We start from the raw sequence: 19,238 nt of genomic DNA on the forward strand, positions 1-19,238 counted from the left end.
TTACGCGCCGACCTTGCCGTGGTCGGCGTTCTCCTGCCGTTCCCGATCGCCGAGCTCGCGCACCAGCTCCTGGAGAAACGACTCCGTATGGGCGGGCAGGACCCGTTCGGCGCGGACATAGACGCCGAGGTCTGACCACACCGGACTGCCAGCGTTGTCCAGCGGCAGGAATTTGAGCTGTCCGCTCTTCGCAAGGCGGCCGATGCCGATCTGGGTCTGGATCGCAACGCCGACGCCGCGCGCCGCCAGCTCGCGCATCAGGTCGATGGAATTGGCCTGCACGGCAGGCTCGGGCGTTTCGGTAAGCTGCGCGATGAGTGGTTGCAGCAGGTGGTAGATCGACAGCTCCGGAAGTGCGTGGATGATCGGAAAGGCGAGGCACTGCGCCAGCGTCACGGTCCGGCGCCGCGCCAGCGCATGATCGGCGGCGACGATCGCCCCTAACCGGAAACGCTTCAGCGCGACCTGGCGCAGATCCTGGGGATGGCGCAGCGCCATGGCGATGCCGATGTCGGCTTCGCCGCGGCTCAGCGCGTCCAGCACGTCGGCCGATCCCATTACCTGCGTGGTGAAGGTGACGCGGCGGGCGCGGCCGCGATGCGATGCGATCAGGTCAGGCAGGAGCGATTCCGCGAGCGACTCGATGCAGGCGATGCTCACCGAGCCGCGCCATGTGCCGGACAGTGACTGGACGTCGGAGCGGAAGCGGTCGTGGTCCTGGAGCACGGTCATGACGTGCCGAGCCAGCATCTCGCCGACCGTGGTCAGCGTCAGGCCGCGCGCCGTCCGCTCGAACAGCGGCGCGCCGATCTCCTCCTCCAGCTTGAGGACCTGCCGGCTGACCGCAGACGAGGCGACATTCAGGGTGCGCGCGGCGGCGCGGATCGAGCCGGTCCGGCGCACGGCGTGGAAGTAATAGAGGGCAGGGGCATGAAATCGCATCCCCCACTATAGCTGTTGCCGATTCGGCAGCAAGGTGTACGAAATTATGTTCTTTTCGAGAGCAGTCTCCGGCCCTAGTTTTCGGCCGCGGCCGCCAGGGCGGGCCGAAGAGGGGGATTGGGCGGTGGACGGAAAAGGCGCGTGCGCGCTGGAGGCGGCGGAGCCGCATTGTTTGATCGATCGGCGCCGCGCGGCCGCCTATGTCGGCGTCACCGCCGGCCGCTTCGAGCAAATGGTGCGCGACAACGTCGTGCCGCCGCCGGTCATGGTGGATAGGAGCCGCCGCTGGCCGGTCGCGGCGCTCGATCTCGTCAGGCAATCGGTCAGCACAGGGGCGATGGAGGCAGCGGTTGCAGTCTCGGAGATCGCGCCTTGCGGCGAATCGATCGAGCCCTTGCGGGTGCTGCCGGATGAGGCCTGGCTCCAGCAGAAGGCGAGGCTGGTGCAGCGCGTCCGCAGGTCGCTGTTGTCGGGCAACGAGATCCGCGCGCTACGCGAGTTCAGGGCGCGGCGGCAGAGCGAGATCAGCATGCACGGCTATTATGGAAGCTTCGAAGCGCTGATGGTGCGCGGCTATGTCGTCGAACTCGCGCGCAAGCCGCCGTCGAGCCGTCCGCTGGTGACCTACCGCCTGACCGAGCTCGGTGAGCAGGTGCTCGCCGCGCTCAGGGACGAGTAGGGGAGCGCGCCACGGCCGGATGGCGCGCCGCCGCTCGGCCGACCTCAGAACGGATAATGCCGCGGCCCGGTCTGCACCGTGATCCAGCGCAGCTCCGTGAACTCGTCGATCGCGGCCTTTCCGCCGAAGCGGCCATAGCCCGAGGCCTTGGTGCCGCCGAACGGCATCTGCGGCTCGTCGTGCACGGTCGGTGCATTGACGTGGCAGATGCCGGCCTCGATCCGCTTGGCAATTTCGAGCGCGCGTGCGATGTCGCGGCCGAACACCGCGGAGGACAACCCGTACTCCGTGTCATTGGCGATGCGCACGGCCTCGTCGATGCCGCTGACCCGGACGACCGTGACGACGGGGCCGAAGCTTTCCTCGCCATAGATGCGCATCGCCGGCGTGACGTGATCCACGATCGTCGCGGGCATGATGGTGCCGTTGCCGCGGCCGCCCGCCGCGATCACCGCGCCCTTGGCGACGGCATCGTCGATCAGGCCGCCGACGCGGTCGCAGGCGGCTTGGCTCACCAGTGAGCCCAGCACGACATTGCCCTTGCGCGGATCGCCGTAGGGCAGGCCCTTCGCCTTCGCTGCGAATTTGGCGACGAAGGCGTCGGCCACCTTGTCGTCGACGACGATGCGTTCGGTCGACATGCAGATCTGGCCCTGGTTCATGAATGCCCCGAACGCGGCTGCGTTCACTGCCGCATCAAGATCGGCATCGTCGAGGATGACGAGCGGGGCCTTGCCGCCGAGCTCGAGGAGCACGCGCTTCAGATGCTTGGCGCAGGCGAGCGCGATCAGGCGGCCGACCCGGGTCGAACCGGTGAAGTTCACGCGCCGCACCGCCGGGTGCGCAATCAGGGCTTCGACCACGGCCTGCGCGTCCTCCGGCGCATTGGTCACCACGTTGACGACGCCATCGCCGAGGCCCGCCTCGGTCAGACAGCTTCCGATCAGCCGGTGCACGCCGGGGCTCATTTCCGAGGCCTTCATCACCACCGTGTTGCCGCAGGCGAGCGGCATGGCAACCGAGCGCACGCCGAGAATCACGGGCGCGTTCCACGGCGCGATCCCCAGCACGACGCCGACGGGTTGGCGAAACGCCATCGCGAGATTGTCGGGCTTGTCGGTCGGGATGATCTCGCCGGAGATCTGCGTCGTCATCGCGGCGGCTTCGCGCAGCATGCCCTCCGCCAGATGCACGTTGAAGCCGGCCCAGCCTGCGGTGGCGCCGGTCTCGGCGACCATCAGCGCGGTGAAGTCGGGGGCACGTCGCGCGAGGATGTCGGCCGCGGCGCTGAGGCGCTTGCGGCGTTCGGAGGGCCCGAGCTGCGACCACGCGGGGAACGCGGCCGCGGCCGCATCGGCGGCGCGCATCGCATCGTCGACCGAGGCCGCCGCCACGATGGTTGCGATCTCGCCGCTGATCGGATTGCGACGTTGGAATGTCCGCTGGTCGCTGGCCGACTGATCTTTGCCGCCGATGAGAAGGTCGATTGCGTTCATGGAGCTCTCCATGGGTTGCTGGGGGATTGGGCAGTTGCAGGTGCGCGCGCTTTGCCGAGATAGGCACGCTGGACGTCGGGGTTGTTCTTCATCTCGCCGGCCACTCCGGAGCCTGCGTTGCGGCCCTGTTCGATCAGATAGACGCGGTCGGCGATGTCGAGGCTGGCGCGGGCGTTCTGCTCGACGAGCAGCACGCTGACGCCGCCGGCGCGAATCTGCGTCAGCGCACGAAAAACCTCGCGGCTGAGCAGCGGCGAGAGGCCGAGCGATGGCTCGTCCAGCAGCAGGAGAAGAGGATTGGACATCAGGGCGCGCCCGATCGCGACCATCTGCTGCTCGCCGCCGCTCATGGTCCGTACCGTCTGCGTCATCCGCTCGGTGAGGCGGGGAAACAGTGCCAGGATTTTCGCGAGCCTGTCCGCTTCTCCGGCGCGGGCCCGGGCGGGGTAGGCGCCGAGCTGGAGGTTCTCTGCAACCGTCAGGTCGCCGAACACGCCGCGCCCTTCGGGCACGAGCGCGATCCCGCGCTCGACGATCAGATGGACCGGAAGCGCGGTGAGGTCTGCGCCGTCAAAGCATATGCTTGCGCCGGGCGCGGGATCGATGAGGCCGGCGATGCTCTTGAGGAGCGTCGACTTGCCCGCGCCGTTTGCGCCAAGGATCGCGACGATCTCGCCGCGGGCAATATCGAGCGTCACGTCGGCGAGCGCCTGATGCTTGCCGTAGAAGTGGGAGAGCGCGGCGACCTCAAGCATCAGCGTCTCCCAGATAGGCGGCCACGACCGTCGGGTCGGACAGGACCGTGTCGGGGACACCGTGCGCGATCACGCTGCCCGCATTCATCACGATGCAATGCCCGCACAGCGCGCGGATCGCATCCATGACATGCTCGACCATGATGATGGTCACGCCGCGGTCGCGCAGCCTGGCGATCAAGGCGATCCCGGTCTCGAGCTCGCTCGGATTGAGGCCGGCGAGCCATTCGTCGAGCAGCACGAGTTGCGGCGCAAGCGCGAGAGCGCGCGCGAGCTCCAGGCGCTTCTGGTCGATATAGGTCAGCTCGCCGGCGGGCGTATCAAGCATGGTGCCGAGGCCGACGAGATCGAGCAGCTCGCCGCTGGTCTCCGCTCCGTGGTCCGGTGCCGCCGATCCTCCGCTGAAATAGGCTGCGGCGGCAACGTTCTCTGCGACGGTCAGGTCTGACATCACGCGCACGAGCTGGAAGGTGCGGGCAAGCCCGAGCCGGGCGATCCGGTGCGGTCGAAGCCCGCCGATATCCGCGCCGTTGAACCGGATCGCGCCCGACGACGGCACCAGCGCGCCGGAGAGCATGTTCAGGAGCGTCGTCTTGCCCGAGCCGTTGGGACCGATGATCCCGATGATCTGTCCGCGTGCGACCTCGAAGCTGACCCGATCGACTGCGCGCAGCCCGCCGAACGACTTGCCGACGCCGTCGACCCGAAGCAGCGGTCCGCTTTGCTCACTGCCTCCGGCAGGTATGGCATGGTCCGCCGGTCCATTTCGCCGCCACGGCTTGATCAGCCCGATGACGCCCTTCGGCAGCAGCAGGACGATGATCACGAAGATCGCGCCGAGCACAATGCTGAAATGGTTCGGCAGCGTCGCTGTGAGGACTTCGAACAGAAGGACGAGGGGAACGACGCCAAGCACCGGGCCAAACAGCGAGCCGGCGCCGCCCAAGAGCGCCATGATGACGACCTGGAACGAGATCATCGGATTGAAGGCGATCGACGGATCGATATAGGTCCAGCGCGGCGCCATCACCGCGCCGGTCACTGACATGAAGACGGCGCTCAGCATGAACACCCCGAGCTTGATCCGCGTCGCGTCGATCCCGGAATGACCGGCGGCGGTCTCGTCGGCACCGATCGCGCGCAGCGCAAGGCCGTAGCGGGAGCGGCCGAGAAAAAAGCCGGTCAGGAAGACGATGGCGGCGAGGCCGAGAAGCTGCCAGTAGAGAACGTCCTGGGTCACGGCGCTGAAGAGGTAGCGGCCGACCGATTTGTGGACGTTGACTTCGTACCAGATCACGAGCTGCCGGATGAGCTCCGCAAGTCCGAAGGAAAAGATCACGAAGTAGATGCCGGACAATCGCAGCGTGGAGAGACCGGTGATGGCAGCGACCAGCGCGCCCAGCGCCGCAGCGGCCAGCAGCACGACCGGCCAGGGCCAGGTCTCGCCCAGCACCGCCGCGGTGTAGGCGCCGATGCCGAAGAAGGCGACGGTCGCAAGCGAGATGTATCGGGTCGGGCCGGAGAACATCGCCCAGGCGGTCGCCAGGATCGTGAAGTAGAGGATGCTGATGCCGAGCGCGAGATAGTAGCCGTTGGCATAGAGCGGGTAGGCGACGATGGCCGCGGCGAGGGCACTGCCTGCGCACCATGCGAGCGTTTTGGTGGGGCTTGCGATCACGAGGCGGCCCTTCCGAACAGGCCGGTAGGCCGGATGAGCAGAACCGCGAGAAACAGCGCATAAGTGGCGGCAAGCGTCAGGCCGGGATCGACCAGCCGGGCGACTGCGGTTTCGACGACGCCGAGCATCAGCCCGGCCACGAGCGCGCCCATCACGTTGCCGACGCCGCCCATGATCACGACGACGAGCGCCTTCATGGTGAAGACCACGCCCATCGAGGCGTTGAAGGTGAGGAACATGCTGACCAGCACGCCGCCGACCGCCACCAGGCCGCCACCGAAGGCAAAGGCAAGGCCCGACATCGCCGGCACGTCGATGCCGACCAACCGTGCTGCGTTGCCGTCGACCGCGATGGCGCGGACTGCGGTGCCGACGCGTGTGCGGGTCAACGCCAGATAGACGGCGATGCCAATCACGGCGGCAAACAGCAGCGCGACGAGCCGGTTGACGGCAAGCGTCGTGCCGAGCACGATGACGGGAATGGAAAGATAGCTGTAGCTGTAATACTGGCCACCGAATGCGACGAGCATAATGCCCTGGATGGCGAACAGCACGCCGAACGTCACGAGGATGCTATCGACCTCCTGCGCGCCTCTGTCCTTGCCGCGTCGCATCAGCTTTTCGAGCAGGAAGCGGTAGAGCAGCCAGTTCAACGCCATCGCGCAGGGCACGGCGAGCAGCAGCGCCACCAGCGGGCTCAATCCGAGACCGGTGTAGAGAGACAGCGCACCGAACGCGGCCGCGACGAGCGACTCGCCATAGGAGAGATTCATGACGCGCGCCACGCCGTATTGCAGCGTCAGGCCGAGTGCGATGAGGGCATACATGCCCCCAAGCACGAGGCCCGGCAGGACGATATCGAACAGCAGCATGAAGCGGTGTCCTGTTGGCGCTCCGGCGGGCAGGTCTTGCGGCGAGACCTGCCTGCCGGGTTGGCGTCACTGCCACTGCGGCTTCGGCACCACGGGTGCGCGCGCGCCCGGCAGTGAGGTTGGCGCAAGCCCGTAGAACTCGCCGTTCTGCCACTGACCGACGCTCCAGATCTCCTGAAGCAGTCCATCCTTCAGCTTGACCTTACCGATGATGGTGTCGAACGTGCCTGAGCGGATTTCCGCCGCGACCGCGGCGCGATCCACCTTGCCGAGCTTTTCGATCGCCTGCTGGAGCACCTGGAGGCTTGCATAGGTGATCGGGCTTGCCCAGCGATCCGGCTCCTTTCCGGTCGCCGCCTTGTGGCGCGCGAGATAGTCCTTCAGTTGTGGCGAGTCCGCGTTCCAGCCGCCGATCCCCATCACGCCGTCGCTGTTGGCGGCAAACTTGCCCTTGTAAAGCGGAAAGGCAGTGCCGACGCCAACATAGAAGATCTTGGGGTTGAACTTCAGGAGCTGCGCCTGCTCGGTCAGCGCGATGGTATCGGGTGGATAGCTGAAGGCGATGAACGCATCGGGCTTGGCCGCGATCGCGTCATTGAGCAGAGGCTGAAGATCCTGCGACCCCAGCGGATAGGTCTTGTCGTAAGCGAGCGTGAAGCCGTGCTTCTTGAAGGCCTCCCGGCCGGCGGCGGCAAGCTCGATGCCGAACTGATCGGCGACGCTGACCATCGCGACATTCCCGCCGATCTTGCCTTCACTCTTCAGCTTGGCCAGCAACTCGGCAAGCGAATCGGAGATTTGCGCGGACGTGCCGAGCCAGAAGGTCGCGTTCGACCAGCGCTTCGCGAGCTCCGGCGCCTTGTCGGTGACCGAGGTGACGGCGAGGTGAGGGTAACCGAGCCTGTTCAGGGTCGGGCCGACAGCGAGATTGAGGCCCGTTCCCCACGGCGGCAGAATGAAATCGACCTTGTCCTGGTTGGCGAGGCGCTCGATCGCCTTCACCGCTTCCTCCGAGCTCGAGCGATCGTCGTATTCGACGACCTCGACCGGCAGTCGCTTGTCGCCAAGCTTGATGCCGCCGGCAGCGTTCACGTCCTTCACCCACAATTCGTAATTGGGCAGTGTGGTGATGCTCGCGCCGCCAGCATAGGGGCCGGTCTTGGAAATCGCGTAGCCGATGCGGATCTTGTCTTGCGCCTCGGCGGCGGACGTCAAGGTCCAGAGCGCGGCGGCCATCGCGGTCACGCTGGTGATGCGCAGCAGCGTTCGACGGTTCGTTGAGAACATGTCGAGTCTCCCTCCGTGGTTCTCCCATGCGATCGCTCGCAGGGATGAAAGTGCGTCGTTTCCTCTCCATCCCGGCTTTTCTGCTCGGCAGCTTCTGGAGGTGCCGTGGCCGGGACTTGACCCAGCAAGCACCTTCGGCTTTTGTCCTTCAATGGACAGATCCGGCGAAAGATTGCACGTTTCTGGTCGCGCCGGCCAAGTGCGTCGAGCGGTCGCGGACGCCGAGCGTGTTCCAATTGTCGCCCCGCCCAATGGACCTGCTGCGATCGGCGCCGAAGTCATCGTGTCGCACTATGAGCCGCGGCGCTGGTCGCTCGATTCCAGGGCGGCGCGGCCCTTCATTCATCTGCTCTGCCTGCACGGCAGTGGCGTCGCGGACATCCGTCGCGAGGGCGAGAGAATCGCATTGTCCGGCCCCGCCATCGTCTGGCTGCCGGCCGGATGCGCCAACTATCTGGACGTGGCGGCGGGCACGACCGCAGAGCTGCTCCGTCTGAAATCGGGCGCGTGGCATCGCTACCTGCCGCCGTCGGCCGAGGCGGCCTATCTGGCTCTCGATCGCGCCGACGGGATCATGGCGCTTCCGGGCGATCCCGATCTCGTCACCACCGTGTCGCGCTCGATTGCCGCGATTGCGACCGAGATCGCGACACCGGCGCGCAGCGGTGCCGCGTCGATCATGTCCGCGGAGCTGACGCTGATTGCATTGCGCTTCTGGCGTCTCTTTGCCAGCGACAGCGATCCGGAAGAGGAAGGCAGCAGCGCGGAGATCCTGAGCCGATTCCGCAGCCTGCTCGAGGAGCGATACCATCAGCAACTCCGGGTCGCCGATTACGCCAGCCTGCTCGGCATGACGCCGGACCGCCTGCATGCTCTGTGCAGCCGGGAGCTGAAGCGGTCACCGAGCGCCCTGATCCAGCAGCGTGTCGTCAGGGAAGCGGCGACACGACTGGAAGCGAGCACCGCGACCGTGAAACAGATCGCGTTCGCGCTCGGCTTCAAGGACACTGCCTATTTCAGCCGCTTCTTCAGCAAGCACGCCGGCGAAGCCCCCGGGGCTTGGCGGCGGCGCGCCGGCGCCCGTGGCGCGATGGGACGGTCGAAGCCGACGCTGAACTTCGCCGACTGGCCGTGAGCACGGCAAGGCACAGATCGTTCACTTCAGAACTTCGCAAACCGTAAGATGCTGATCGGGGACCGGGTCCGCGCCTCGCGCTGAGACGGCTCGCCACCACGCATCGAGCGCGTGGCGGTCGCAGCGGAGCTTGACGCTCATGCCGCCGGCGAACTTGATCCAATGGGCGAAGTGGTCGTCGGAAACCGCGATCACCACGGGAATGTCGGAGTCGAGCGCCCGCTTGATCAGGTAGGCTAGTCCCCTGCCATCGCGCTCGCGTTTGCCGAAGCGGTTGATGATGACGAGGTCTGCGCCGTGGCTCATCGTCTCGGCGATCCGCCCGGCGGCGTTCTGGAGCCGCGCGAGATCGAGCCGGCAGCCGCTCGCGGCCGGATCAAGATCCTGCGCCAGCAGCAGCTTCTCGCCGTTGTGGAGCAGCACCGCCGAAAGGCTGGAGTCGGCGCAATGGCCCGCCTGCACCATGCCCACGACCCGCAACCCGCGCGCATTCAGGTCGGCCGCGAAGCCACGCAAGATGGCGTCGGGGTCCTGATGCGGTGAATAGACCAGGGCGGCAAGATCGCATTGTGCATCGAACATCGTCCGCCTCCGCTTCACTGGAAATGAGCCGGGGCCGCGGCGGTTGCGCCGCGACCCCGCGTGTTCGTCAGGCCGCAGGCGGTCCGTTGATGATCTGAAGCTGGGTGAACTCGGCGAGGCCCTCCTCGGCGAATTCGGTCCCGATGCCCGACTGCTTGGCGCCGCCGAAGGGGATGTGCGGGGCCATGTCGAGATGCTTGTTGATCCAAACCGTGCCGGACTCGAGCTGGCTTGCGACCTCGTGGGCGCGCTTGACGTCGGACGACCACACCGAGGCACCGAGGCCGTAGGTCGTGGCGTTGGCGCGGCGGATCACGTCGTCCTTGTCGGAATATTTGATCACCGGCAGCACGGGACCGAACTGCTCCTCGTCGACCAGCTTCGAGCCTTCCTGGATGTCGCGCACGATCGTAGGTTCGATGAAATAGCCGGGGCGGTCCGTCGCCGAGCCGCCGGCGATGACGTTGCCGTTCTTGCGCGCGTCCTCGAGGAACGCCTTCACCTTCTCGTACTGCATCTTGTTCTGAAGCGGTCCGAGCTTGGTGCCTTGCTTCGATCCGTCATCGACCACGGTGCTCTTGGCGATCGCGACCAGCTCGTTGCAGAGCTCGTCATAGACGGACTCGTGGACATAGAGTCGCTTGATCGCAAGGCAGACCTGGCCGGAATTCTGGAACGCGCCTTCGAAGATGCCGGGCGCGACCTTCTTCGGATCGACGTCGTCGAGCACGATGCCGGCATCGTTGCCGCCGAGCTCGAGCGTGATGCGCTTGAGTGTCTGCGCGGCGCTCGCCATCACCTTCTGGCCGGTCGCGGACGAGCCGGTGAAGGAGATCTTGCGGATGTCAGGATGCTTGGTCATTTCACCGCCGAGATCGTTCGCGTCGGTGATGACGTTGAGCACGCCCTTCGGCAGCACGTCCTTGACGAGCTCGGCAAAGCGCAGCGTCGCGAGCGGCGTGGTCGGCGCGGGCTTCACCACCAGCGTATTGCCGGCGAGCAGCGCCGACGGCAGCTTGAAGCTGAGGATCAGCAGCGGATAGTTCCAGGGAATGATGGCGCCGACGACGCCGAGTGGCCGGCGATACGCCTCGACCTTGCGGTCGCCGGAGTTCTCGATCACCCGCATCGGCAGCTCGAGCGAGCCGAGATAACGGAAGAACGCGGCCATGCCCAGGACCTCGCCGGTGGCATCCGTGAGTGGCTTGCCCTGCTCGGCGGTCAGAAGGCGCGCGAGCTCGCCGGAATTGGCCTCGATGACGTCGGCCATCTTGATCACGAGCTTGCGCCGCTCCTCGATCGGCGTTGCGGCCCAGGCCGGGTAGGCGGCTTTTGCCGCGGCCACGGCCGCGTCGAGCTGGCTCTTCGAGGCGCGCGGGCACTGCGCCAGCACATCCTCGGTCGCGGGATTGAGCACGGGCATGGTCAGGTCGCCGGGCACCATCTTGCCGTCGATGAGAAGATTGAAGTCGCTCATTGGCTTGTTCGCTCCCTGTCAAAACGGGCCGTTCGGGTCGCTATATCCATGCGTATATCACGATTTCGATCCGTGAGTCATGCTGTGCGTTTCGAGCGGTTCCAAAAAAGGCGGCTGGACGCGGCAGCCGATATCGATATATCGTGAACGATATAGCGAAGGCGGGGGTGTCGGAGTTTGCAATGGAAATCAGCGTCAAATCGCTCACGACCTGCGAGGTGGCTCCGGACGGCGGTGCGATCGCGCTGCGGTTCGAGGATGCTGCAGGCAAGCCGGCCGAGGTGCGCGTCTCGCTCAACCAGGTCGGCGCGCTGATCATGACACTGCCGGGCCTGCTCGAAGCCGCGCTGAAGGCCCGCTATGGCGACCAGAGCCTGCGCTATGCCTATCCGCTGGCGGCCTGGGTGGTCGAGCAATCAACGGATGCGACCCAGCGCATCATCACGCTCGAGACAGAAGACGGCTTCAAGGTCCGCTTCTCGATCCCGAAGGCCGAGCAGAGTCTGCTCGGCGAGGCACTGATCCAGCCAGCGCCGGAGATCGCGGTGCGGCCGAATTAGGCCGTGCACTCATCGGTTCGGAGCAGAGGTTGTGCCGTTGACGGCGAACACCGACGACGATTGCGCCGGACGGGCTTCATGCCGCTTGCGCGTGCTCGGCAACGCTTCTCTGTACGTTTAAGATGTCCGGCCCTTGCGATGAGCGGCTAGTTGTTTGGGACTAGTCGTTTATCTCTAACTCTCATGTCCAGCTTGGCGGTGGCGACGCGCAATGGGATTGTTCATCCCTGGCGCGATCGTATTGGCGGCGCGTCCAAGCAGGAGCCGACGACAATGACTTTCCGAGCGTTGCGCCTTTCATTCGTTGCCTTAAGCGCGTTGGTCGGCGTCGCGCATGCCGACAGTAACGCCGCGAACACCAATTTGCCGATCATCATCGGTCCACTGCCTCCGATACACATCGGCCCTCCGCCGTTGCCGTGGCCGTTGCCCTGGCCGCCACATATCCCTGTCGATCCGGTGCCGATCCATCCGCTGCCGCCGCTTCCGACGCCACAACCGATTGTTCCTGGTCAGGGGTGCGTTGCAACGCCGGGCACGGCTTGTCCGCTCTGAGGCCGAAGGCCTTTTCGGGCCACCGGACTCATGCATTGCAGCAATAGCGTCCTGTTCGATCGCCTCGTCGGAGCTGACGAGCGGTGGTGGTGACGTGATGAGGCACCGCAGGCCGGCGGACAGGCCGGACCCGGATCCTTGTCGCCGGGATCCTAATGTCTCAGACGATCGTCGACGCATCAGGTCATGCTGCCCGGTATGAAACAGCGGACACGGGGGTGGCCGTCGATGTAGTGCTTCCAGACCATCGTCCGTCCGGCGAGGTTGGGTTGCGTGATGAGAGCGCCGTCTGGCACCAGAACCCATTCGCCGTCGATGCGAACGCGATATCGCCCGTGATCGGACTCCCAATCCGGTTCGGAAACCACGTAGGCGTCGGAATCCTCGCAGCACTTACCGAATTCGCTCTCCAGGCTCTCGAACCAGGGTTTCAGCGGGGAATTCGCGTAGCGGCCGTCATCTCGCGCGAACGTCGCGGTCGTGAGCAGCAGCAGACAGATCGGAACGGTCGCCCGCCTCATCGCCAGCATGTCGTCGCCTCGCGATCTTGACTCGGTTCAACGGAAGACTTCGAGGCCACCGAGCGGTCTTGAAATGGTGTACTCGATCTTGCGCGTGCTCAGTCAGCGGTACAAAGCCCAGCGCCAGTCGCGCCTGTTGGCAGGCTAGGTGGCGTCAAGCCAACGGTGGTTGGTTCTCGCGTACCAACCGTAGCCTGAGCCATTTTCAGCGTTTTCGAACGCGAAGTGAGGACCGCAATCTGATGGGGAGAAGCGGGCAAACCAGCCAACGTCAGCTGCGGTGTGGCTGAGCTCTCCTCAACATGGGCCGATCCCATCACCGCTACCTGGTGCGGGGAGATTGGAAAGCCCATGAGTTCGAAAGTCGGAAGGTTCAAGTTGCACGCGCCGGCTCTTTCGGTCCATGTGCCTCCGATGGCGGCGATGGCAATCGTGGTCACAAACAAATTTTTCATGATGACATCCCTCCTGGATCAGAGATCGTCCCACGACGAATTTCGCAATCATCCTGCCTCAAATCTTCAACGTATTGTGGTGAGGAGAGCCGGGTAAGCTGCCCCAAGGAAGAGTGGGGCTGGGTGCCTGCTCCTCAACAGTCGCTTCATGAGGACCGCGCCCGCAGCATCTGACACACCGTCAATCGGGGAAACGGCGGACTCCATGCGGGGCCCTGGGAAATTTGCCCGACATCGAACCAAACAGTATCGAGTAGCCGCCGGATGCTGTAATCTGCGGAAAGCAGTACGGGCCCCTCGCCATGCGGAAGATAAGGATTCTTCGGCGCCGGCCGGTCATCGATCTCAAGTGGTCGCTATTGAGGCAAGTAGCGGCGGTTGCGTTACTCTGTTTTCTTGGCGCAGCAGCGATCTCCGTCTACCGAGCAGCAGAGGAGACGTTGAAGGCCAATCGGGCTGTAGCCGATGCTGTTGGCAGGTTCGTGGAAATGCCGATCGCATTCCATGGCGACATGCGGACTTTCTTCGGAAAGCGCCTTGATCTGCAAGCACGCTTTCGTCAGTTGGATGGCTTTCTCGACCAGGTGATGAACCCCGGTCAGTGTGTGCGGCTCCATGAAGCCGGCAAGGATGTCATCTCCAGCTGTCTGGGTTTCCGCAGCCAGGTGGACGAGGCGCCGGCATGGTTTTCGACCATTTATCGGTGGGCAGTCGGCAGTCGCATGACTTACGAGCGTCCCGTCGGGTACCAAGGTCGCGTATTTGGCTCGGTCGTCGTCAGCACAAACCCCTCAGCCGTGACGGCGCGCGCCTGGTCCGAGATCTCACGGATGCTCGGCCTCTCCGCAGCGACGATCGGCGCACTTGGTATCCTGGTGTATTTCGTCGTCGAGCGTGCGCTGCGGCCGACGAGAGATGTCGTTAGCGGCCTCAACAGGTTGGCTGTGGGCGATCTGAAGTGCCGTCTCCCGCCGTTCCGACTTGCCGAGCTGCAAAGCATACGCGGCGTCTTCAACGATCTGGCGAACACCCTGGACGTCGCGACCTCCGAGCGCGCCGAGCTTGCGCGACGTCTGGTGGAAGCCCGGGAGCAGGAACGGCGTCACCTCGCAAGGGTGCTTCATGACGAGCTGGCCCAGAGCCTCAGTGCCATGAGTGCGACGGCAGCTTCGATCAAGTTCACCGCCGCGACCGATTGTCCATCTCTTGTCCCCGAAGCTCAGGCCCTGACGGAAACTGCTGGCAATATCATGAAGGGGCTTCGCAGGACCGTGCAGGAGTTGCGACTGCAGGAGATCGACGACGTCGGTCTGCTCACGAGCCTGGAGGGATTAATCGGCGATCATAATCGCCGCGGTTGCGGGAAGACCCGATTCTTCCTCGAGACGCATGGCGACCTCGACGCGCTACCTCCGGCCATCACCGTTCACGTCTTTTATATCGTTCAGGAGGGTCTCACGAACGCGGCGAAGCATGCGCAGGCGGCCAACGTGCGTGCCGTGGTGCGGATCGACCTTGCCCAAATGGATGCGCCACGGTCTGGCGCCGGCATAGTCGAGGCAACGGTTGAAGACGATGGTGCTGGATTAGCGCCCGAGATCAGGAGAGAGACTGGTTTTGGCCTCGGGCTGATCGGGATTCGCGAGAGAACGCTCGCGCTGGGCGGGCAGATGAAAGTTGTGTCGAGGCCGGAGAAAGGCCTCGTCCTCAGCGCCATTATTCCGGTTGAGAATATCCGGGGTGCAGCATGATGAGGCCGCGAAGTATCAGCGTCCTGCTTGTCGATGACCACGCGGTTGTGCGTGAGGGATACCGTCGGCTTCTCGAGAAGCATGAAGGCATTACCGTCGTCGCCGAGGCCGCCGATGCGGCGGGTGCCTATCAAGCCTATAAGAGCAAAAGGCCCGATGTTGTGGTGATGGACGTGTCGCTGCCAGGTCGCGGCGGTATTGATGCCATTCGCCAGATACGTCAGTGGGATCCAGCAGCGCGCCTGCTTGTTTTCACCATGCATTTGAGCGCGACATTCGCTCTCCAGGCCTTCAGGGCCGGTGCAAAGGGCTTTGTCACAAAGAGCAGCCCGCCCGAGTTGCTCGTTAGCGCGGTATGTGACGTGGCTGCCGGCCGTGTTGCCATCTGCCCCGAGGTCAGTGAAGCACTTGCGAGGAGCCACTTGCAGGATGATGCAAGTGCCGTCGATAGTTTGTCCCCACGTGAATTCGAGATCCTGCGCATGTTGCTCGCTGGCCGGTCGGCCGAGGAAATAGCCACCGCATTCAATCTCAGTCCGAAAACCGTCTCGAACTACCACTACGCCATCAAATCGAAGCTCAGCGTTTCTTCCGACGTCGAGCTTGTGCTTTTTGGGCTGCGAAGCGGGCTAGTAACGCGAGTAGAGGAGCGCGAGCACGAGACCTAGCACCGCAGCTCCTCCAGGCAACGGGGGTTATCCATGCGCGTTAGGACCGCTCATGCCTTGCGCGAGCGCTTGATGTCCGTCTTCAGCGCCATCAGCTCCTTGCGTACGGCGCGCGCGGCGTCCCGCTCGATCTTGCGGTAACGCGCGACGAGCGCGGCGCCGAACGGGGTCAGCATCGCGCCGCCGCCGTTCTTGCCGCCGGTCTGGGGTTCGACCGCCGCATGTCCGCAGATGCGGTTGATCTCGTCGACGAGGTCCCAGGCACGCTTGTACGACATGTCCATGGCGCGGCCCGCCGCCGAGATCGAGCCGTGTTCCCTGATGTTCTCCAGAAGCTGGATCTTGCCGGGCCCGATCCGGTCCTCGGCATCCAGATCGATCCGGACGCTCAATTGGGGAAGCGATTTTACGCTCGCGCGCGACATGACAGGTTCTCTTCGGTCTCGGTTTGCGAGATTGCCACCACGGGAGCCAGCGAACAAGGTAAACGGGCGGGATATCCCTTATGGCGATTTTATGAACGGCACGCCCCGTTCCCGCGGCTGCTGGTCGCAGCTCGGCCGGCTTGATTTCGGCTCCTCGAACTTTATTTCTCCCTCAACAGTATCCGGGCCCCTCTGACGAGGCCGCCGATCCCTCGGCCAACCTCGTGATGTCGGATGACCTGTCCCGCGCGCGAATGCGTTTGGATTGGACGATCGTTGGGCCCAGCGCACCTGCTCTCATCGACCAGCCATCCTCATCGTTTCCGCGTTGCGGTCACAACCGTAAGCTTGAGGAGCTATGATGCCCAACGCAGGACCTTTGAGCCCGATCCACGGGGAGATCACTGAACCTTCCAGCCTGCACGAGCAGGCCGCCGCCGCGCTCGTGATTGCCGGCGCGCTGGTGGCCGTCGCCGATCGCCGCGTCGCCGCGGTCGAGCGCGAGGAGGTGACCCGCTTCATCCGGGAGCGCGGGCTCGCCCCGCATGTCTCGGAAGCGCGGCTGGCCGCGATGTTCGACGAGCTTGCCGAGCGGTTGGAGCAGCCTGATTTCGCCAATGTCGTCATCGACACGCTGCGCCCGGTCTCGGACCTGCCGCTGGCCGCGCATCTGGTCGACATCTCCGAGCGCGTCGCCGCGGCGGATGAGGACGTGCATCCGCATGAGGTGCAGGCGATCAAGCTGCTGCGCCTGCTCACGCTGGTGCTGCCGCGATCGAAGCCGGTCACCGCGCGCGGCGAGGGCCGCGTCACATCCGGAGCGTGAGCATGAGCGCAGGCACCGACGATCGCGCGAGATCGCGTGAGCGCGCCACCGGCGAGGCCGCCGGTGGCGATCCGCGCCTTGACGCGCTGGTCGGCCGCCTGCCGCCGCGCGTGAGCGGCACCGTCACCTATCTGCTGCAACCTTCAAACCGCTGGGTGAGGATGCCCGCCGGCGCGCTGCTCGTCGTCGGTGGCGTGCTGTCGTTCCTGCCGGTGCTCGGCATCTGGATGCTGCCGCTTGGCCTTGCCTTGCTTGCCGAGGACGTGCCGGGCTTGCGCTCGCAGCGCTCGAAGATCCTGGACTGGATCGAGCGCCGCAAGCCGCACTGGCTCGGTGCCGGCTCGCGCCCGAATGATCAGACATGAGCGAGTTCATCACCCCCGATGCGCTGACGGCGCTGTTTCAGGTCGTCCTGATCGACCTCGTGCTCGCCGGCGACAATGCCGTCGTCATCGGCCTTGCCGCGGCGGGCCTGCCTGCCGGCCAGCGCCGCCGTGCCATCATCGTCGGCATCGCGGCCGCGACCGTGCTGCGCATCGTCTTCGCCGGCGTTGCGACGCAGCTTCTCCAGGTGCTCGGCCTTCTGCTGGCCGGCGGTGTGCTGCTGCTGTGGGTCTGCTGGAAGATGTGGCGCGAATTGCGCGAGCAGGCTGCGAGCCATGGCGAGCTGGCCTTAGGCCATGCCGGAGCGGGCAGTTCTGCCGGCGCACAGACCCCGCGCAAGACGTTCCGGCAGGCGGCGCTCCAGATCGTCGCCGCCGACGTCTCGATGTCGCTCGACAACGTGCTCGCGGTGGCCGGCGCCGCGCGCGAGCATCCGTTCATCCTGGCATTTGGTCTGCTGCTTTCGGTCGCGCTGATGGGCGTTGCCGCAGATCTGCTCGGCCGCGTGCTCCAGAAACAGCGCTGGATCGCCTATGTCGGCCTCGCCATCATCGTCTACGTCGCCTTCGAGATGATCTTGCGCGGCTCGCTCGAGCTTGCGCCGGTCATCGCCAGCCTCTGATCCCAGCCTTTCTGACTTCGCCCGAAATCCGGAGTGATCCATGACGTCTGAATCCCAAGCACCTTTGGGCCGCGCGGCTTCGCCGCAGCTTGGGCTTGTCCCGCGCCTGATCTTCGGCTCGCGCTGGCTGCAATTGCCACTCTATGTCGGCCTCATCGTCGCGCAGGCTGTCTATGTGCTCCTGTTCCTGAAGGAGCTCTGGCATCTCGCCGCCCACTGGTTCGACGTCAACGAGCAGCAGATCATGCTGACCGTGCTCGGGCTGATCGACGTCGTCATGATCTCCAACCTGCTCGTGATGGTGATCGTCGGCGGCTACGAGACCTTCGTCTCGCGCCTCAACTTGCGCGGCCATCCCGACGAGCCGGAATGGCTGAGCCACGTCAATGCCAGCGTGCTCAAGATCAAGCTTGCGATGGCGATCGTCGGCATCTCCTCGATCTCGCTGCTCAGAACCTTCATCGAGGCCGGCAATCTCGGTACCGCGCGCAGCAATTTCACCGAGAGCGGCGTGATGTGGCAGGTCATCATCCACGTCACCTTCATCGTCTCGGCGATCGGGATCGCCTGGGTCGATCGCCTGAGCGAGGTCGCGCATCGCAAGGCGGCCGATCACGCGAAGGCCGCGGGCCATTGAGCCGGCGTGGCCTCGATTGCATTGGCTTGCGACCGCGCCTCAACACTCCCACGGCGCATTGTGAGACACGTTCTTGATGATCGCGAGATGGTCCGCCATTTCCGTCAACTTGATCTTGCGGCCGGCCCAATGGACGCGTCACGGTGCCCGATCTGGCGAAGCCAGTCGGAGAACACGCGATCAGCCTCGCGCGCAAGTCCGTTTGAGAGTTCTGCCGTCCGTGCCCGAAGCTGCGACACTGAGATTTTCGTCACCGCAAGCTCGACAGCGTGGCCGACATACCATTCCTCGAGTTGCCGCGAGTCGGCTTCGAGGTGAAATTGCAGTGCCAGCGCATGGTTGCCGCAGGCGAATGCCTGGTTTTCGTAGTTCTCGTTCGACGCCAGTCGTACGGCCGCTGACGGGAGATCGAAGGTGTCGCCGTGCCAGTGCAGAACCGGCGTGCCGCCGGCCAGCGGCTTCAGGCTTGAGGCGAGGCCCGCCTCCGACAGCGTGATCGATCCCCAGCCGATTTCCTTGACGGCACCGGCATAGACGCGGGCACCGAGCGCCTTCGCCATGAGCTGCGCGCCGAGGCAGATGCCGAGTGTCGGCAGATCCCGGCCGAAACGGTGCTCAATGAGCGAGATCTCCCGCGTGATGAAAGGATAGCTCTCGGTCTCGTAGACACCGATCGGGCCGCCGAGAACAATCACGAGATCGGCATCCCTGATCGAGGGATGGCTGAGATCGTCGACCGGTGCGTCGCAGAAGGAGACGTTCCAGCCCTCGCGCTCCATGATCGGCGCGAGCAGGCCCAGATCCTCGAAGGCGACGTGACGGAGCGCGACGGCAGATCGGCGGCGTTGAAACATTCGGCAAGTCCTGTGGCGCGAGGAAGCTCGGCCAGCATTCGCTATATTCAGACTGATATAACGAGTTCCGAACCTCG

20 protein-coding genes are annotated in these 19,238 nt (G+C 64.9%); 9 read left to right on the forward strand and 11 right to left on the reverse strand.

What is annotated here, in order from left to right:
- Entirely contained in the window at positions 1–942 is a 942-nt protein-coding gene (locus NLM33_RS02270) for a LysR family transcriptional regulator (protein ID WP_254094283.1), read from the reverse strand.
- A 124-nt stretch (positions 943–1,066) separates the two neighbouring features.
- On the opposite strand from NLM33_RS02270, the gene NLM33_RS02275 reads away from it, so the two are divergent.
- Complete coding sequence (locus tag NLM33_RS02275; RefSeq protein ID WP_254094284.1) at positions 1,067–1,621, forward strand: hypothetical protein; 555 nt, start codon at positions 1,067–1,069, stop codon at positions 1,619–1,621.
- 44 nt (positions 1,622–1,665) lie between these two features.
- Here NLM33_RS02275 and NLM33_RS02280 read toward each other — a convergent pair whose 3' ends face one another.
- From NLM33_RS02280 to NLM33_RS02300, 5 genes are all read right to left on the reverse strand, one after another.
- On the reverse strand, positions 1,666–3,117 hold the full coding sequence (locus NLM33_RS02280; RefSeq protein ID WP_254094285.1) for an aldehyde dehydrogenase: 1,452 nt from the start codon (positions 3,115–3,117) through the stop codon (positions 1,666–1,668).
- Positions 3,114–3,872, reverse strand: coding sequence for an ABC transporter ATP-binding protein (locus NLM33_RS02285; protein WP_254094287.1), 759 nt, complete (start codon positions 3,870–3,872; stop codon positions 3,114–3,116). The genes NLM33_RS02280 and NLM33_RS02285 overlap by 4 nt, the downstream gene beginning before the upstream one ends.
- Complete coding sequence (locus tag NLM33_RS02290; protein ID WP_254094289.1) at positions 3,865–5,550, reverse strand: ATP-binding cassette domain-containing protein; 1,686 nt, start codon at positions 5,548–5,550, stop codon at positions 3,865–3,867. Before NLM33_RS02290 ends, NLM33_RS02285 begins: the two co-directional genes overlap by 8 nt.
- A complete protein-coding gene (locus tag NLM33_RS02295) occupies positions 5,547–6,422 on the reverse strand; it encodes a branched-chain amino acid ABC transporter permease (RefSeq protein WP_254094291.1) in 876 nt (291 codons plus the stop codon). Before NLM33_RS02295 ends, NLM33_RS02290 begins: the two co-directional genes overlap by 4 nt.
- A 66-nt stretch (positions 6,423–6,488) precedes the next feature.
- Positions 6,489–7,709: an amino acid ABC transporter substrate-binding protein gene (locus tag NLM33_RS02300; protein ID WP_254094293.1), complete on the reverse strand. Its 1,221-nt coding sequence runs from the start codon at positions 7,707–7,709 to the stop codon at positions 6,489–6,491.
- A gap of 199 nt (positions 7,710–7,908) precedes the next feature.
- On the opposite strand from NLM33_RS02300, the gene NLM33_RS02305 reads away from it, so the two are divergent.
- Positions 7,909–8,844, forward strand: a complete 936-nt coding sequence (locus tag NLM33_RS02305; RefSeq protein WP_254094295.1) for a helix-turn-helix domain-containing protein — start codon at positions 7,909–7,911, stop codon at positions 8,842–8,844.
- 21 nt (positions 8,845–8,865) lie between these two features.
- On the opposite strand, the gene NLM33_RS02310 is transcribed toward NLM33_RS02305, so the two are convergent.
- Together NLM33_RS02310 and NLM33_RS02315 are read right to left on the reverse strand one after the other, a co-directional pair.
- A complete protein-coding gene (locus tag NLM33_RS02310; RefSeq protein ID WP_254094297.1) occupies positions 8,866–9,426 on the reverse strand; it encodes a DUF2478 domain-containing protein in 561 nt (186 codons plus the stop codon).
- A gap of 67 nt (positions 9,427–9,493) precedes the next feature.
- Positions 9,494–10,903: an aldehyde dehydrogenase family protein gene (locus NLM33_RS02315; protein ID WP_254094299.1), complete on the reverse strand. Its 1,410-nt coding sequence runs from the start codon at positions 10,901–10,903 to the stop codon at positions 9,494–9,496.
- A gap of 182 nt (positions 10,904–11,085) precedes the next feature.
- Between NLM33_RS02315 and NLM33_RS02320 the strand changes: the two genes are divergently transcribed.
- Positions 11,086–11,463: a hypothetical protein gene (locus NLM33_RS02320; protein WP_254094300.1), complete on the forward strand. Its 378-nt coding sequence runs from the start codon at positions 11,086–11,088 to the stop codon at positions 11,461–11,463.
- Positions 11,464–12,197: 734 nt separating this feature from the next.
- Here NLM33_RS02320 and NLM33_RS02325 read toward each other — a convergent pair.
- On the reverse strand, positions 12,198–12,548 hold the full coding sequence (locus tag NLM33_RS02325) for a hypothetical protein (RefSeq protein WP_371929893.1): 351 nt from the start codon (positions 12,546–12,548) through the stop codon (positions 12,198–12,200).
- A gap of 934 nt (positions 12,549–13,482) precedes the next feature.
- On the opposite strand from NLM33_RS02325, the gene NLM33_RS02330 reads away from it, so the two are divergent.
- Positions 13,483–14,745, forward strand: a complete 1,263-nt coding sequence (locus NLM33_RS02330) for a histidine kinase (protein ID WP_254094301.1) — start codon at positions 13,483–13,485, stop codon at positions 14,743–14,745.
- Positions 14,745–15,413, forward strand: a complete 669-nt coding sequence (locus NLM33_RS02335; RefSeq protein ID WP_254105632.1) for a response regulator transcription factor — start codon at positions 14,745–14,747, stop codon at positions 15,411–15,413. The genes NLM33_RS02330 and NLM33_RS02335 overlap by 1 nt, the downstream gene beginning before the upstream one ends.
- A gap of 50 nt (positions 15,414–15,463) precedes the next feature.
- Here the strand turns inward: NLM33_RS02335 and NLM33_RS02340 are convergent, their stop codons facing one another.
- Entirely contained in the window at positions 15,464–15,838 is a 375-nt protein-coding gene (locus tag NLM33_RS02340; protein WP_254094302.1) for a winged helix-turn-helix domain-containing protein, read from the reverse strand.
- A gap of 361 nt (positions 15,839–16,199) precedes the next feature.
- On the opposite strand from NLM33_RS02340, the gene NLM33_RS02345 reads away from it, so the two are divergent.
- Genes NLM33_RS02345 through NLM33_RS02360 form a run of 4 tightly spaced genes read left to right on the forward strand, consistent with a single transcriptional unit; the run spans position 16,200 to position 18,307 of the window.
- Positions 16,200–16,664: a tellurite resistance TerB family protein gene (locus NLM33_RS02345; RefSeq protein ID WP_254094303.1), complete on the forward strand. Its 465-nt coding sequence runs from the start codon at positions 16,200–16,202 to the stop codon at positions 16,662–16,664.
- A 2-nt stretch (positions 16,665–16,666) separates the two neighbouring features.
- Entirely contained in the window at positions 16,667–17,029 is a 363-nt protein-coding gene (locus NLM33_RS02350) for a hypothetical protein (RefSeq protein ID WP_254094304.1), read from the forward strand.
- A complete protein-coding gene (locus NLM33_RS02355) occupies positions 17,026–17,670 on the forward strand; it encodes a TerC family protein (protein WP_254094305.1) in 645 nt (214 codons plus the stop codon). Before NLM33_RS02350 ends, NLM33_RS02355 begins: the two co-directional genes overlap by 4 nt.
- A gap of 40 nt (positions 17,671–17,710) precedes the next feature.
- Positions 17,711–18,307, forward strand: coding sequence for a TIGR00645 family protein (locus tag NLM33_RS02360; protein ID WP_254094307.1), 597 nt, complete (start codon positions 17,711–17,713; stop codon positions 18,305–18,307).
- Between the two features lie 104 nt (positions 18,308–18,411).
- Here NLM33_RS02360 and NLM33_RS02365 read toward each other — a convergent pair whose 3' ends face one another.
- Positions 18,412–19,161, reverse strand: a complete 750-nt coding sequence (locus tag NLM33_RS02365) for a glutamine amidotransferase (RefSeq protein WP_254094309.1) — start codon at positions 19,159–19,161, stop codon at positions 18,412–18,414.
- Between the last annotated feature and the right edge of the window lie 77 nt (positions 19,162–19,238).

The organism is Bradyrhizobium sp. CCGUVB1N3, assembly GCF_024199925.1.
GTDB lineage: Bacteria > Pseudomonadota > Alphaproteobacteria > Rhizobiales > Xanthobacteraceae > Bradyrhizobium.

Excerpts from the sequence above, each read along its gene's own strand:
- NLM33_RS02270 (WP_254094283.1), bottom strand. The coding sequence starts at position 942 with ATGCGATTTCATGCCCCTGCCCTCTATTACTTCCACGCCGTGCGCCGG.
- NLM33_RS02280 (WP_254094285.1), bottom strand. The coding sequence starts at position 3,117 with ATGAACGCAATCGACCTTCTCATCGGCGGCAAAGATCAGTCGGCCAGC.
- NLM33_RS02285 (WP_254094287.1), bottom strand. The coding sequence starts at position 3,872 with ATGCTTGAGGTCGCCGCGCTCTCCCACTTCTACGGCAAGCATCAGGCG.
- NLM33_RS02295 (WP_254094291.1), bottom strand. The coding sequence starts at position 6,422 with ATGCTGCTGTTCGATATCGTCCTGCCGGGCCTCGTGCTTGGGGGCATG.
- NLM33_RS02300 (WP_254094293.1), bottom strand. The coding sequence starts at position 7,709 with ATGTTCTCAACGAACCGTCGAACGCTGCTGCGCATCACCAGCGTGACC.
- NLM33_RS02310 (WP_254094297.1), bottom strand. The coding sequence starts at position 9,426 with ATGTTCGATGCACAATGCGATCTTGCCGCCCTGGTCTATTCACCGCAT.
- NLM33_RS02315 (WP_254094299.1), bottom strand. The coding sequence starts at position 10,903 with ATGAGCGACTTCAATCTTCTCATCGACGGCAAGATGGTGCCCGGCGAC.
- NLM33_RS02320 (WP_254094300.1), top strand. The coding sequence starts at position 11,086 with ATGGAAATCAGCGTCAAATCGCTCACGACCTGCGAGGTGGCTCCGGAC.
- NLM33_RS02325 (WP_371929893.1), bottom strand. The coding sequence starts at position 12,548 with ATGCTGGCGATGAGGCGGGCGACCGTTCCGATCTGTCTGCTGCTGCTC.
- NLM33_RS02330 (WP_254094301.1), top strand. The coding sequence starts at position 13,483 with ATGCCGATCGCATTCCATGGCGACATGCGGACTTTCTTCGGAAAGCGC.
- NLM33_RS02335 (WP_254105632.1), top strand. The coding sequence starts at position 14,745 with ATGAGGCCGCGAAGTATCAGCGTCCTGCTTGTCGATGACCACGCGGTT.
- NLM33_RS02340 (WP_254094302.1), bottom strand. The coding sequence starts at position 15,838 with ATGTCGCGCGCGAGCGTAAAATCGCTTCCCCAATTGAGCGTCCGGATC.
- NLM33_RS02345 (WP_254094303.1), top strand. The coding sequence starts at position 16,200 with ATGCCCAACGCAGGACCTTTGAGCCCGATCCACGGGGAGATCACTGAA.
- NLM33_RS02350 (WP_254094304.1), top strand. The coding sequence starts at position 16,667 with ATGAGCGCAGGCACCGACGATCGCGCGAGATCGCGTGAGCGCGCCACC.
- NLM33_RS02355 (WP_254094305.1), top strand. The coding sequence starts at position 17,026 with ATGAGCGAGTTCATCACCCCCGATGCGCTGACGGCGCTGTTTCAGGTC.
- NLM33_RS02360 (WP_254094307.1), top strand. The coding sequence starts at position 17,711 with ATGACGTCTGAATCCCAAGCACCTTTGGGCCGCGCGGCTTCGCCGCAG.
- NLM33_RS02365 (WP_254094309.1), bottom strand. The coding sequence starts at position 19,161 with ATGTTTCAACGCCGCCGATCTGCCGTCGCGCTCCGTCACGTCGCCTTC.